13 protein-coding genes are annotated in these 13547 nt (G+C 73.6%); 1 reads left to right on the top strand and 12 read right to left on the bottom strand.

Annotation, left to right across the window (positions count from 1 at the left end; genetic code table 11):
* Window positions 1-30 precede the first annotated feature (30 nt).
* The 12 genes from metK to pyrR all read right to left on the bottom strand — a co-directional run bounded on the left by metK (window position 31) and on the right by pyrR (window position 12699).
* The gene (gene metK / locus JOE68_RS24375) at window positions 31-1233 is read right to left on the bottom strand and encodes a methionine adenosyltransferase (protein WP_204844599.1); all 1203 of its coding nucleotides are present in this window, start codon (window positions 1231-1233) and stop codon (window positions 31-33) included.
* Between the two features lie 71 nt (window positions 1234-1304).
* Window positions 1305-2570 (bottom strand): bifunctional phosphopantothenoylcysteine decarboxylase/phosphopantothenate--cysteine ligase CoaBC, encoded by a 1266-nt coding sequence (coaBC, locus tag JOE68_RS24370; RefSeq protein WP_204844598.1) that lies wholly within the window; start codon window positions 2568-2570, stop codon window positions 1305-1307.
* The gene (gene rpoZ / locus JOE68_RS24365; protein ID WP_015103666.1) at window positions 2567-2845 is read right to left on the bottom strand and encodes a DNA-directed RNA polymerase subunit omega; all 279 of its coding nucleotides are present in this window, start codon (window positions 2843-2845) and stop codon (window positions 2567-2569) included. The genes coaBC and rpoZ overlap by 4 nt, the downstream gene beginning before the upstream one ends.
* Window positions 2846-2936: 91 nt before the next feature.
* Window positions 2937-3539: a guanylate kinase gene (gene gmk / locus JOE68_RS24360; protein WP_204844597.1), complete on the bottom strand. Its 603-nt coding sequence runs from the start codon at window positions 3537-3539 to the stop codon at window positions 2937-2939.
* Window positions 3536-3853 (bottom strand): integration host factor, actinobacterial type, encoded by a 318-nt coding sequence (gene mihF / locus JOE68_RS24355; RefSeq protein ID WP_033427832.1) that lies wholly within the window; start codon window positions 3851-3853, stop codon window positions 3536-3538. The genes gmk and mihF overlap by 4 nt, the downstream gene beginning before the upstream one ends.
* A gap of 299 nt (window positions 3854-4152) precedes the next feature.
* On the bottom strand, window positions 4153-4971 hold the full coding sequence (gene pyrF, locus JOE68_RS24350; RefSeq protein ID WP_204844596.1) for an orotidine-5'-phosphate decarboxylase: 819 nt from the start codon (window positions 4969-4971) through the stop codon (window positions 4153-4155).
* Entirely contained in the window at window positions 4968-8291 is a 3324-nt protein-coding gene (gene carB, locus JOE68_RS24345) for a carbamoyl-phosphate synthase large subunit (protein WP_204844595.1), read from the bottom strand. The genes pyrF and carB overlap by 4 nt, the downstream gene beginning before the upstream one ends.
* A complete protein-coding gene (gene carA, locus JOE68_RS24340; protein WP_204844594.1) occupies window positions 8291-9430 on the bottom strand; it encodes a glutamine-hydrolyzing carbamoyl-phosphate synthase small subunit in 1140 nt (379 codons plus the stop codon). The genes carB and carA overlap by 1 nt, the downstream gene beginning before the upstream one ends.
* Entirely contained in the window at window positions 9427-9912 is a 486-nt protein-coding gene (locus JOE68_RS24335; protein WP_204844593.1) for a PH-like domain-containing protein, read from the bottom strand. Before JOE68_RS24335 ends, carA begins: the two co-directional genes overlap by 4 nt.
* Window positions 9909-11201: a dihydroorotase gene (locus JOE68_RS24330; RefSeq protein WP_204844592.1), complete on the bottom strand. Its 1293-nt coding sequence runs from the start codon at window positions 11199-11201 to the stop codon at window positions 9909-9911. Before JOE68_RS24330 ends, JOE68_RS24335 begins: the two co-directional genes overlap by 4 nt.
* Window positions 11198-12130 (bottom strand): aspartate carbamoyltransferase catalytic subunit, encoded by a 933-nt coding sequence (locus JOE68_RS24325; protein ID WP_204844591.1) that lies wholly within the window; start codon window positions 12128-12130, stop codon window positions 11198-11200. Before JOE68_RS24325 ends, JOE68_RS24330 begins: the two co-directional genes overlap by 4 nt.
* Window positions 12127-12699, bottom strand: coding sequence for a bifunctional pyr operon transcriptional regulator/uracil phosphoribosyltransferase PyrR (pyrR, locus tag JOE68_RS24320; protein ID WP_204844590.1), 573 nt, complete (start codon window positions 12697-12699; stop codon window positions 12127-12129). Before pyrR ends, JOE68_RS24325 begins: the two co-directional genes overlap by 4 nt.
* 258 nt (window positions 12700-12957) lie before the next feature.
* On the opposite strand from pyrR, the gene bldD reads away from it, so the two are divergent.
* Window positions 12958-13446: a transcriptional regulator BldD gene (gene bldD / locus JOE68_RS24315; protein ID WP_015103676.1), complete on the top strand. Its 489-nt coding sequence runs from the start codon at window positions 12958-12960 to the stop codon at window positions 13444-13446.
* Window positions 13447-13547 lie beyond the last annotated feature (101 nt).

Below are 13547 nucleotides of genomic sequence, written 5' to 3'. Positions count from 1 at the left end.
GGGTCCCCCGGCTCACCGGGAGCCCGTCGCTCAGGCGCCGGCCGCCGCGCGCAGCGCGTCCGCGCGGTCGGTGCTCTCCCAGGGCAGGTCGACGTCGGTGCGGCCGAAGTGCCCGTAGGCGGCGGTCGGCGCGTAGATGGGCCGCAGCAGGTCCAGGTCGCGGATGATCGCGGCCGGGCGCAGGTCGAAGACCTCGGTGATGGCCTGCTGGATCTTGGCCGGGTCCACCGTCTCGGTGCCGAAGGTCTCCACGAACAGGCCCACCGGCGCGGCCTTGCCGATCGCGTAGGCGACCTGCACCTCGATGCGCGCCGCCAGGCCCGCCGCCACGGCGTTCTTGGCCACCCAGCGCATCGCGTACGCGGCGGAGCGGTCCACCTTCGACGGGTCCTTGCCGGAGAACGCGCCGCCACCGTGCCGCGCCATGCCGCCGTAGGTGTCCACGATGATCTTGCGGCCGGTCAGGCCCGCGTCGCCCATCGGGCCGCCGATGACGAACCGGCCGGTCGGGTTGACCAGCAGCCGCACGTCCCCGGTCTCCAGGCCCAGGTCGGCGATCTCCGGCGCGACCACGTGCTCGCGCACGTCGACGCCGAGCAGCTTCTCCAGGTCGATGCCGTCCGCGTGCTGGGTCGAGACCACGACCGTGTCCAGCCGGACCGGCTGGTCGCCCGCGTACTCGATGGTGACCTGCGTCTTGCCGTCCGGGCGCAGGTAGGGCACGGTGCCGTCCTTGCGCACGGCGGTCAACCGGCGGGACAGCCGGTGCGCCAGCGCGATCGGCAGCGGCATCAGCTCGGGGGTGTCGGTGCACGCGTAGCCGAACATCAGGCCCTGGTCGCCCGCGCCCTGCTTGTCGATCTCGTCGTCCGCGCCGCCGACCCGCCGCTCGTAGGCGGTGTCCACGCCCTGCGCGATGTCCGGCGACTGCGAGCCGATGGCCACGTTCACGCCGCACGAGCGGCCGTCGAAGCCCTTGGCCGAGGAGTCGTAGCCGATGTCGAGGATCTTCTCCCGGACGATGGACGGGATGTCCGCGTAGGTCTCCGTGGTGACCTCGCCCGCCACGTGCACCTGACCGGTGGTGATCAACGTCTCCACCGCCACCCGCGAGCGGGGGTCCTTCGCCAGCAACGCGTCCAGGATCGCGTCGCTGATCGCGTCGCAGATCTTGTCCGGGTGCCCCTCCGTCACCGACTCACTGGTGAACAGCCTGCTGCTGTGCTGGCTCACGGCACTCCTCTACCTGGTGTCCATGCGAGATCGGGTCCCGACCTGATGTCCTTGCGCGGATCGGGCCAAGCTTACTGAGGGCGACGCCCCCGGGGGCCAGAAACCTCGCACCCGGACATGATCGCGTCCCACACTGCGGACGCGAGGCTCGCCTTGGAGCCGTGCGGCAGCGGGGTCTCCACCCCTTCGGCGGACAGCAGCCAGCCGCCGTTGTCCTCCACCTCGAACGCCCTGCCGTCGCCGACGGCGTTGACCACGAGCCAGTCGCAGCCCTTGCGGCGCAGCTTCGCGCGCCCGTGCTCCAGCACGCCCGCGGCGGCGTCCCCGGTCTCCGCGGCGAACCCGACGACGACCTGCCCGGGCCGCCGGGCGCCGACCAGCTCGGCCAGGACGTCCGGGTTGCGGGTCAGCGCCACCGGCTCCGGGTCGCGGTCGGTCTTCTTGATCTTGTGCTCGGCCCGGTCGACCGGGCGGAAGTCCGCGACCGCCGCGGCCATCACGACGACGTCCGCGCCCTCGGCCGCCCGGTGCATCGCCTCCCGCAGCTGCGCGGCCGTGCCGACCCGCTCGACCTCGACGCCGGCGGGCGGCGCCAGGTCGGCGGTGTGCGCGGCGACCAGCGCGACCCGCGCGCCGCGCTGCGCGGCGACCCTGGCCAGCGCGTAGCCCTGGCGGCCGGACGAGCGGTTGCCCAGGAAGCGCACCGGGTCCAGCGGCTCGCGGGTGCCGCCCGCGGAGATCGCGACGCGCAGGCCCTCCATGTCGCGCGGCAGCGCGTCGCGGCGGTGCAGCAGCAGCCGGGCCAGCTCCACGATCTCGGCGGGGTCGGGCAGCCGGCCCTTGCCGGTGTCCTTGCCGGTCAGCCGGCCGCTGGCGGGCTCGGCCACGACGACGCCCCGCGAGCGCAGCAGCGCCACGTTGGCCCGCGTCGCCGGGTGCTCCCACATCTCGGTGTGCATCGCCGGCACCAGCAGGACCGGGCAGCGCGCGGTCAGCAGGGTGTTGGTGAGCAGGTCGTCGGCCAGCCCGTGGGCGGCCTTGGCCAGCAGGTTCGCCGTGGCGGGCGCGACGACGACCAGGTCGGCGTCCTGCCCCAGCTTCACGTGCTGCACGGACGGCACGTCGGAGAACACCTCGGCGTGCACCGGCCGGCCGGACAGCGCCTCGAAGGTCGCCGCCCCGACGAAGCGCAGCGCGCCCGCGGTCGGGACCACCCGCACCCCGTGGCCGGACTCGGTGAGCCGGCGCAGCACCTCGCACGCCTTGTAGGCGGCGATGCCCCCGCCCACGCCCAGGACGACCCGGGGACGGGAGGGGGCCTCGGCCGAGCCGGTCACTCGCCCTCGGTGTGCTCCAGGAGACCCGCGTGGATCTCCCGCAGCGCGATCGACAGCGGCTTCTCGCGCGGGCCGGGCTCGACCAGCGGGCCGACGTACTCCAGCAGGCCCTCGCCCAGCTGGGCGTAGTAGTCGTTGATCTGCCGCGCCCGCTTGGCCGCGTAGATCACCAGCGCGTACTTCGAGCTGACCTGCTCCAGCAGGTCGTCGATCGGCGGGTTGGTGATGCCCTCCGGGGAACCCGACAGCGGGCCCAGCTCGGTGTGCGTGGTCACTCGTCAACGCTCCTGCGGTTGTGTGTCTGCCAGAGTCGTCCCGCGCCTGCGAGCGGACGCCTGCGCGCGTGCGGCGCGCGACCGGCGTCCGTCATCGCGCATCGGGCGCCGGGCCGACCACCAAGTCTAGCAAGCGGGCGGCGGCCGACCGCACGTCGGCGTTCACCACGACGTCGTCGAACTCGGGCTCGGCCGCGAGCTCCTCGCGGGCGATCGCGAGCCGGCGGGCCACCACGGCGGGGTCCTCGGTGCCGCGGCCGGTCAGCCGGCGCACCAGGTCCTCCCACGACGGCGGCGCGAGCATCACCAGCCGCGCCTCCGGCATCGCCGCGCGCACCTGGCGCGCGCCCTGCAGCTCGATCTCCAGCAGCGACGGCCGGCCGGCGGCCAGCGCCCGCTCCACCGGGCCGCGGGGCGTGCCGTAGCAGTTGCCCGCGAACTCGGCGTGCTCGAGCAGCTCGCCGGCGGCGACCATCGCGCGGAACTCGTCGAGGCCCACGAAGTGGTAGTGCACGCCGTCGACCTCGCCCGGCCTCGGCGCCCGGGTGGTCACCGAGACGCTGAAGTGCACGTCGGGCCCGAGGCGGCGCAGCTCGGCCAGCACGCTGGACTTGCCGACGCCGGAGGGCCCGGACAGGACGGTGAGGCGGGGCCGGGCGCGTGCGCCCGACCCCGCCCCGGTGCCATCACTCACTCGCCGCTGAACTCGGTGAGCAGCGCCTTGCGCTGCCGCTCACCCAGGCCGCGCAGCCGACGGCTCGGAGCGATTTCCAGCCGCTCCATGATCTGCTGCGCGCGGACCTTGCCGACGCCCGGAAGGGCTTCGAGCAGCGCGGACACCTTCATCTTGCCAAGGACCTCGTCGCTCTCGGCGGCCTTGAGCACGTCCGTCAGGGTCGTGCCGCCACGCTTGAGGCGCTCCTTGAGCTCAGCCCGAGCGCGACGAGCGGCAGCAGCCTTCTCCAGCGCTGCGGCCCGCTGCTCCTCGGTAAGCTGGGGAAGGGCCACGATTTCCTCCGTGGTGTGGGAATTTCAATTCTGGATCGGTGCCGCGACCGTACCGAGCGCAATTGCCTGGGTACAACGTGGGTCCCAGTCAGGTGAGTCTTTCTGCGCCAAGCGGTTGCGGCGGGTGGTAGTAGTACCAACACCCCCCGACAGGCCCATCACCGCCACCGGTGACGCGTTGCGCACGTCCTGTGTGGTATGCGCTCGATGGGGGATGATCCCGTCGGTGCCAGGACCGTACCAGGCGGCGTTTGCGCAGGTGAGCGGACCAGCCAAAGCGTGTCGCGATTTGATCGTGGTCACAGGGCCAGCGAGTCCCGGGCGGAGGCCGCGGCGGACCGCAGGGCCGCGGAACCGGGACCGTGCCGCAGCACGTCCCGCGAGCTGGTCGGCAGCACCCCGGGCAGCTCCCGGCCGAACACCGCGCGCAGGTCCGCCGCGGTCGCGCCCTGGGCCCCGAAACCGGGGGCCAGGACGGGTCCGCGCAGGTGGGACAGGTCGACGCCGAGGTCGCCGACGGTCGCCCCGACGACCAGGCCGACATCGCCGAGGGGGTCCGCGCCGGCGTTGCGGCGGGCCGCCTCGTCGATGATCGACTGGGCCACGGAACGGCCGTCGGAACCGACCGCGCGCTGCACCGAGGACCCCTCGGGATTTGAAGTCAACGCCAACACGAATACGCCGCGCCCGCTCGCGCGCGCCGCTTCCAGCGCCGGGTCGAGCGACCCGAAACCGAGGTACGGCGAGAGCGTGACGGCGTCGCCGGCGAGCGGCGAGCCCTCGGTGAGGTACGCCGCCGCGTAGGCGGCCATGGTGGAGCCGATGTCGCCGCGCTTGGCGTCCACCAGGACCAGCGTGCCGCTGCCCCGCAGGTCGGCGACGACGCGCTCCAGGACGGCCACGCCCCTCGACCCGTGCGCCTCGAAGAACGCCGCCTGGGGCTTCACCGCGGCCACGTGGCCGCCGAACGCCTCCACGCAGGTCAGGGCGAACCGCTCCAGCCCGGAGACGTCCCGGGGCAGCCCCCAGGCGTCCAGCAGCGCCGGGTGGGGGTCGATGCCCACGCACAGCGGGCCGTGCTCGGCGACGGCCGCCGCCAGCCGTTGTCCGAACCTCACGCGTCGCTCCCCCCGGCGGGCGGCTCCCCGGCGCGCAGGGCCGCCTGGAGGGCCTGCAGGGGCCGCACGCCGATGTCGCCCCGGATGACCGCCTCGATGCCGTGCACGGCCGCCGCCGCGCCCTGGATCGTCGTGACGCACGGGATGTCCCTGGCCACCGCCGCCGTGCGGATCTCGTAGCCGTCCACGCGCGGGCCGTTGTTGCCGTACGGCGTGTTGATGATCATGTCGACGCCGCCGTCGAGGATGGCGTCCACCACGTTGCGCTCGCCCTCGGAGTGCTTGCGCACCACCGTGCACGGGATGCCGTTGCGGCGCAGCACCTCGGCCGTGCCCGCCGTCGCGAGCACCTCGAAGCCCAGGTCGGCGAGCCGCTTGACCGGGAAGATCATGGCCCGCTTGTCCCGGTTGGCGACCGACACGAACACCCGGCCCGAGGTGGGCAGCGAGCCGTAGGACGCGGTCTGGGACTTGGCGAAGGCCGTGCCGAAGGACACGTCGATGCCCATCACCTCGCCGGTGGACTTCATCTCCGGCCCGAGCAGCGAGTCCACGCCCTTGCCCTCCGGCGTGCGGAACCGGTGGAAGGGCAGCACGGCCTCCTTGACCGCGACCGGGGCGTGCGGCGGCAGCTTCGCGCCGTCGCCGGACGCGGGCAGCATCCGCTCGGCGCGCAGCTGCGCGACGCTCGCGCCGAGCATGATCCGCGCGGCGGCCTTGGCCAGCGGCACGGCCGTCGCCTTGGACACGAACGGCACGGTCCGCGACGCGCGCGGGTTGGCCTCCAGCACGTACAGCACGTCGTCCTTGAGCGCGTACTGGACGTTGAGCAGGCCGCGGACGCCGATGCCGCGCGCGATGGCCAGCGTGGACCGGCGCACGTTGTCGACGTCGGTCTCGCCCAGCGTGATGGGGGGCAGCGCGCACGCCGAGTCGCCGGAGTGCACGCCGGCCTCCTCGATGTGCTCCATCACACCGCCGATGAACACCTCCTCGCCGTCGAACAGCGCGTCGACGTCGATCTCGATGGCGTCGTCGAGGAACCGGTCGACCAGCACCGGGTGCTCCGGGCTGACCTCGGTGGCGCGCTGGATGTAGCCGCGCAGCGACTCCTCGTCGTAGACGATCTCCATGCCGCGCCCGCCCAGCACGTAGGAGGGCCGCACCAGCACCGGGTAGCCGATCTCGTCGGCGATGGCCTTGGCCTGCTCGAACGACGTCGCCGTGCCGTACTTGGGCGCGGGCAGGCCCGCCTCGGTCAGCACCCGGCCGAACGCGCCGCGGTCCTCGGCGAGGTGGATGGCGTGCGGCGGGGTGCCCACGACCGGCACGCCCGCGTCCGCCAGCCGCTGCGCCAGGCCCAGCGGGGTCTGCCCGCCCAGCTGCACGATCACGCCCGCGACGGTGCCCGAGCGCTGCTCGGAGTGGAACACCTCCAGCACGTCCTCGAACGTCAGCGGCTCGAAGTACAGGCGGTCGGAGGTGTCGTAGTCGGTCGACACCGTCTCCGGGTTGCAGTTGACCATCACCGTCTCGTACCCGGCGGCCCGCAGCGCCATGGCGGCGTGCACGCACGAGTAGTCGAACTCGATGCCCTGCCCGATCCGGTTCGGCCCCGAGCCCAGGATCAGCACCTTGGGCCGGTCGCGCTGCTCGGTCACCTCGGTCTCGGCGTCCGGGTCCAGCTCGTAGGCCGAGTAGTGGTAGGGCGTCCGGGCGGCGAACTCGGCCGCGCAGGTGTCGACGGTCTTGTAGACCGGCCGCACGCCCAGGCGGTGCCGCAGCGCCCGCACGCCGTCCTCGCCCGCCAGCTCGCCCCGCAGCCCGGCGACCTGGCGGTCGGAGAGCCCGGCGCGCTTGGCCTTGCGCAGCAGCCGCGCGTCGAGCACCGGCGCCCGCTCGATCTCCGCGCGCAGGTCGACCAGCCAGGCCAGCTGCTCGACGAACCACGGGTCGATGCCCGACGCCTCGTGCACCTGCTCGACGGTCGCGCCCAGCCGCAGCGCCCGGTCCACCGCGTAGAGCCGCCCGTCGTGGCCCGTGCGCAGCGCCGCCAGCACCTCGTCCAGCGACTCGTCGGGGTCCGGCGTGGTCCAGAACCCGGCGGCCTTGGTCTCCATCGAGCGCAGCGCCTTGCCCAGCGCCTCGATGAAGCTGCGGCCGATGGACATGGCCTCGCCGACGGACTTCATCGTCGTGGTCAGCGTCCGGTCGGCGCCGGGGAACTTCTCGAACGCGAACCGCGGCACCTTGACCACGACGTAGTCCAGCGTCGGCTCGAAGCTCGCCGGGGTCTCGCCGGTGATGTCGTTGCGGATCTCGTCCAGCGTGTAGCCGATGGCCAGCTTCGCGGCGATCTTGGCGATCGGGAAGCCGGTCGCCTTGGACGCCAGCGCCGAGGAGCGCGACACGCGCGGGTTCATCTCGATGACGACCATGCGCCCGGTGCCCGGGTTGATCGCGAACTGGATGTTGCAGCCGCCGGTGTCGACGCCGACCTCGCGGATGACCGCGATGCCCACGTCGCGCATGTGCTGGTACTCGCGGTCGGTCAGGGTCATCGCGGGCGCGACGGTCACCGAGTCGCCGGTGTGCACGCCCATCGGGTCGATGTTCTCGATGGAGCACACGACCACGACGTTGTCGTTGCGGTCGCGCATCAGCTCCAGCTCGTACTCCTTCCAGCCGAGCACGCTCTCCTCGATCAGCACCTCGGTGACCGGGGACTCCGCGAGGCCGCTGGCGGCCAGCCGCTCCAGCTCGTCGGCGGTGTGCGCCATGCCCGAGCCCAGGCCGCCCATGGTGAACGACGGCCGGATCACCACCGGCAGGCCCAGCTCGGCGACGGTGGCGCGGACCTCGTCCATGGTCCGGCACACCGCGCTGCGCGGCACCTCCGCGCCGAGGCCGCGCACCAGGTCCTTGAAGATCTGCCGGTCCTCGCCGCGCTGGATGGCGTCGACGTCCGCGCCGATCAGCTCGACGTCGTACTTCTCCAGCACGCCGCGCTCGTGCAGCGCGATCGCGGTGTTCAGCGCCGTCTGGCCGCCCAGGGTCGCGAGGATCGCGTCGGGCCGCTCGGCGGCGATCACCTTCTCCACGAACTCCGGGGTGATCGGCTCGACGTAGGTGGCGTCGGCGAACTCCGGGTCGGTCATGATCGTGGCCGGGTTGGAGTTGACGAGGCTGACCCGCAGGCCCTCCTCGCGCAGCACCCGGCACGCCTGGGTGCCGGAGTAGTCGAACTCGCAAGCCTGACCGATGACGATCGGGCCGGAGCCGATGACCAGCACGTGCTTGAGATCGGTCCTCTTCGGCATCAGCGCTCCCCGCCCATCGTCGGTCCGCCGGCGGAGCCGGACATCAGGTTGCAGAACTCGTCGAACAGCGGTGCGGCGTCGTGCGGGCCGGCCGCCGCCTCCGGGTGGTACTGGACGCTGAACGCCGGCACGTCCAAGGCGCGCACGCCCTCCACGGTGCCGTCGTTCGGGCAGTAGTGGCTCAGCTGGACCCGGCCGAAGTCGGAGCCGAACTCCTCGCCCGGCTCGCCCGCCAGGGCGAAGCCGTGGTTCTGCGAGGTGATGGCCACCTTGCCGGTCGCCACGTCGATGACCGGGATGTTGATGCCCCGGTGGCCGTAGCGCATCTTGTAGGTCTCGCGGCCCAGCGCGCGGCCCAGGATCTGGTTGCCGAAGCAGATGCCGAACAGCGGGATCCGCCGGTCGAGCACGCCGCGGGTCAGCTCGACCGCGTGCGCCTGGGTGGCCGGGTCGCCCGGCCCGTTGGACAGGAACACCCCGTCCGGGGTCAGCGCCTCGACCTCGGCCAGCGAGGAGGTCACCGGCAGGACGTGCACCTCGATGCCGCGCGCGGCCATCATGCGCGGCGTGTTGGTCTTGATGCCCAGGTCCAGCGCGGCCACGCGGAACCGGCGCTCGCCGACGGCGTCGACGACGTAGCGCTCGGCCGTGGTGACGTCGCCCGCCAGGTCCGCGCCCGCCATGCCGGGGGCGCTGCGCACCCGCTCCAGCATCTCCCCGGTGTCGCCCAGCTCGTCGCCGGAGAACACGCCCGCGCGCATCGCGCCCCGCTCGCGCAGGTGGCGGGTCAGCATCCGGGTGTCGACGCCCGCGATGCCGACGACGCCCTGGCGCTCCAGCTCCTCGTCCAGGCCGCGGGCGGAGCGCCAGTTGGACGGCGTCCGCGCCGGGTCGCGCACCACGTAGCCGGCGACCCAGATGCGGGAGGACTCGTCGTCCTCGTCGTTCCAGCCGGTGTTGCCGATCTGCGGCGCGGTCTGCACCACGATCTGCCGGTGGTAGGAGGGGTCGGTCAGGGTCTCCTGGTAGCCGGTCATGCCGGTCGAGAAGACGACCTCGCCCAGGCTCGCGCCGAGCGCGCCGTATGCCTCGCCGCGGAAGACCCGGCCGTCCTCCAGGACCAGAGCCGCGTTCGTCATCGGTCGCCTCCCAGCGCTCGCACCCACTGCTCGTACACGTCCTTGTCGTCGCCGCGGAACCCGGTGTCGAAGGTCTGCCCGGCCAGCCGCCAGCGCAGCACCAGCAGGCCGTCCGCGGTCATCACCTTGCCCGCCAGGCCGCGCGCGGTGCGGGCGTCCACCACGTCCTCCAGCGGTATCCACAGCGCGGTCGCCCCGGTGCGCTCCACCAGGACGCCGCGGTCGGTCAGCCTCAGCACGGCCTCGGCGCGGTGGCCGATGTCGCCGACGGCGACCCGGTCCTGCCAGTCGTCGCCGATCGTCGTGCCCACGTAGACGCCGGTCGCCTCCAGCTTCGCCGCGCCCGGCTCGGCCGGTGGCCGCGGGAAGGCGGGCAGGCTCCCGGCCTGGCGGCGGGCGCGACCGCGCCACCCCCGCCACATGCCGTACACGCACAGCGCGAACACGGCCAGCACCAGGACCGACAGCAGCACGCGGGTCATGCGGCGATCCTCCCGCCGGCCGCGGTCACGCGCCCGCGCAGCACCGTGGCGACGACGCGGCCGGTCAGCTCCATGCCCTCGAACGGCGTGTTCGCCGCGATGCTGGCCAGCTCCGCGCCGCGCACGACCCACCGGGCGCCCGGGTCCACCAGGACCAGGTTGGCGGGCTCGCCGACCTCGACGGGCCGGCCCTGGTCGGGCAGCCCGGCGATCGCGGCGGGGCGCTCGCTGAGCACCCGCGCCACCCCGCGCCAGTCGAGCAGGCCCGTCCGGACCATGGTCTCGACGACGACCGGCAGCGCGGTCTGCAGGCCCAGCATCCCGGGCCGCGCGGCGGACCACTCGCAGTCCTTGTCCTGCACGGCGTGCGGCGCGTGGTCGGTGGCCACGCAGTCGATGACGCCGTCCGCGAGGGCCTGTCGCAGCCGCTCGACGTCGCGGGCGGTGCGCAGCGGCGGGTTGACCTTGTTGACCGGGTCGTAGGTCGCCAGGCGGTCGTCGGTCAGCAGCAGGTGGTGCGGCGTGACCTCGGCGGAGACCTGCGTGCCGCGCGCCTTCGCCCAGGCCAGCACGTCGGCGGCGCCGGCGGTGGAGACGTGGCAGACGTGCAGCCGGGCGCCCACCTGGGCGGCCAGCAGGCAGTCGCGGGCCACGATCGCCTCCTCGGCGGCGGCGGGCCAGCCCTGCAGGCCCAGGCGGGCCGCGTGCTCGCCCTCGTGCGCCTGCGCGCCGGCGGTGAGGCGGGGCTCCTCGGCGTGCTGCGCGACGACCGCGTCCAGCGCCTTGGAGTACTCCAGGGCGCGGCGCATGAGCAGCGGGTCGTGCACGCAGTGGCCGTCGTCGGAGAAGACCCGGACGCCGGCCCTGGCCATGGCGCCCAGCTCGGCCAGCCGCTCGCCCGCCAGGCCGACGGTCACCGCGCCGACCGGGTGGACGTCGACCAGGCCGACCTCCCGGCCGCGGCGGGCCACGTGCTCGACGACCACGGCGTTGTCGGCGACCGGGTCGGTGTTGGCCATGGCGAAGACCGCCGTGTAGCCGCCCAGCGCGGCGGCGGCGGAGCCGGTGGCGATGGTCTCGGTGTCCTCGCGACCGGGTTCGCGCAGGTGGGTGTGCAGGTCGACGAAGCCGGGCAGGAGGACCGCGCCGCCGCCCTCGACGGTCTCGGCGCCGGCCGCGCCGTCGGCGGCGGTGGCCCCGATGGCGGCGATCACGCCGTCGCGGACCAGCACGTCGGTCGGGTCGCCCTCGCCGTACGGTCGCACGCCCTTGAGGACCAAGGGGTTCACGCGGTTTCCTCCTCGTGGGCAAGCAGGTGGTAGAGGACGGCCATGCGCACGTGGACGCCGTTGCGCACCTGGTCGGTGATGGCGGCGCGGGGCGAGTCGGCGACCGACGACGCGATCTCCATGCCGCGCAGCATCGGGCCGGGGTGCAGCACGACGGCGTGCTCGGGCAGCAGCCGCAGGCGGTTCTCGCCGAGCCCGTAGGCGATCGAGTACTCGCGGGCGGAGGGGAAGAAGGCCCCGTGCATCCGCTCCGCCTGCACTCGCAGCACCATCACGGCGTCCAGGCCGGGCAGCTCGGCGTCCAGCTCGTGCGAGACGGTGACCGGCCAGTTCGCCACGCCCGCGGGCAGCAGGGTGGGCGGTGCGACCAACGTCACGTCCGCGCCGAGCGCGGTGAGCAGGTGGACGTTGGAGCGGGCCACCCGGCTGTGCAGGACGTCGCCGACGATCGCGATGCGGCGGTCCCGCAGGTCGCCGAGGCGCTCCCGCAGCGTGGCCGCGTCCAGCAGGGCCTGCGTGGGGTGCTCGTGCGTCCCGTCGCCGGCGTTGACGACCGACGTGCCGGTGCCGGCCAGCCAGCCCGCCAGCCGGTGCGCCGCGCCGGAGGCCGGGTGCCGGACGACGACGCAGTCCGCGCCGGCGGCGGCCAGGGTCAGCGCGGTGTCGCGCAGCGACTCGCCCTTGCCGACGCTGGAGCCGGCGGACGAGACGTTCACCACGTCCGCGCTCATCCACTTGCCGGCGATCTCGAAGCTCACCCGGGTCCGGGTGGAGTTCTCGTAGAACACCGTGACCACGGTCCGGCCGCGCAGGGTGGGCAGCTTGCGCACCTCGCGGCCCTCCAGGGACTGCTTGAGGCTCGCCGCCGTGTCCAGGACGGCGGTGGCCGCGGCCGGGTCGATGCCCTCGGTCGTCAGCAGGTGCTTCACCGCAGCACCACCCCGTCGCGCTGGTCGAACTCCGCCAGCAGCACGTGGACCTCCTCGGACCGGGCGGTGGGGACGTTCTTGCCCACGTAGTCGGCGCGGATCGGCAGCTCGCGGTGGCCCCGGTCGACCAGCACCGCGAGCTGCACGGCGCGCGGGCGGCCGTGGTCGCGCAGGGCGTCCAGGGCGGCGCGGATCGTGCGGCCGGAGAACAGGACGTCGTCCACCAGCACCACCAGGCGGTCGTCGATCCCGCCGTCGGGCAGCTCGGTGGCCTCCAGCGGCCGGGTGGGGCCGCGGCGCAGGTCGTCCCGGTACAGCGTCACGTCCAGGGTGCCCGCGGGTACCGCCACACCGCTGAACTCGTGGATCCTCGCGGCCAGTCGCCGAGCGAGCGGCGCGCCCCGGGTCGGAATCCCCATCAGGACTACTTCGGGTGCGCTGGGTGCATCGAGAGCGGTCTTCTCGATGATCTGATGGGCCATTCGGGCGACGGTGCGCGCGACGTCGCCGGCCGAGAGGAGCTCGCGCTCCCCGGCCGGGTCCGTCGCGCCACGTTGACGTGGCGCCACGGTTGGACCTCCTTCCCCGCCTCGCTGGACGGGTCCTTAAAGGACGTCGGACGCCCGGCTGCGACCGGGCTGACCAGCACGGTATCAGGCTTTCCCGGTCAATCTTCCGGGTGGTCCACGTGGTCTCGCCCACCTGGGCCGGCGAGATCAGCTTGACCTGGTGACCACGGAGAGCAATCATTACTCTGCGTATTGATCTAAGCCTCCCCGCGCCAGTCCCCTACCGGCTGACGGGGCGAATGAACGGAGAACCGCCACATGGGCGACTACGCCAAGGCGCTGGGGGCCAAGCTCCGCGCGATCCGCCAGCAGCAGGGCCTGTCCTTGCACGGCGTCGAGCAGAAGTCCGGCGGTCGCTGGAAGGCCGTGGTCGTCGGCTCGTACGAGCGCGGCGACCGCGCCGTGACCGTGCAGAAGCTCGCCGAGCTGGCCGACTTCTACGGCGTGCCGGTCGCGGAACTGCTGCCCGAGGGCCGCGTGCCCTCCGGCGCCGAGCCGGCCACGAAGATCGTGATCAACCTGGAGCGGCTCCAGCAGCTGCCCGCCGAGAAGGTGGGGCCGCTCGCGCGCTACGCGGCCACCATCCAGAGCCAGCGCGGCGACTACAACGGCAAGGTCCTCTCGATCCGCACCGAGGACCTGCGCTCGCTCGCGATCATCTACGACATGACGCCGGGCGAGCTGACCGAGCAGCTCATCGACTGGGGTGTGCTGCCCCCCGAGGCCCGTCCGGCCAAGGAGGACTGAGACGCGGTGGGCCGCTCCTCGCGCGAGGAGCGGCCCACCGGTCGGGTCCGGGTCGTGCGACGGCCGCGCGCCCGGTCGGGCCGCCGGCCGCCCGGCGAGCC

Source organism: Saccharothrix algeriensis (genome assembly GCF_016907655.1).
Lineage (GTDB): Bacteria > Actinomycetota > Actinomycetes > Mycobacteriales > Pseudonocardiaceae > Actinosynnema > Actinosynnema algeriense.
The sequence above is the reverse complement of the archived record's forward strand: the minus strand, read 5'-3'. Positions and strand labels throughout refer to the sequence as shown.

Bases quoted from the DNA above. Each gene is read 5' to 3' on its own strand.
- JOE68_RS24335 (WP_204844593.1), bottom strand. From the start codon at position 9,912: ATGACCCGCGTGCTGCTGTCGGTCCTGGTGCTGGCCGTGTTCGCGCTG.
- carA (WP_204844594.1), bottom strand. From the start codon at position 9,430: ATGACGAACGCGGCTCTGGTCCTGGAGGACGGCCGGGTCTTCCGCGGC.
- bldD (WP_015103676.1), top strand. From the start codon at position 12,958: ATGGGCGACTACGCCAAGGCGCTGGGGGCCAAGCTCCGCGCGATCCGC.
- carB (WP_204844595.1), bottom strand. From the start codon at position 8,291: ATGCCGAAGAGGACCGATCTCAAGCACGTGCTGGTCATCGGCTCCGGC.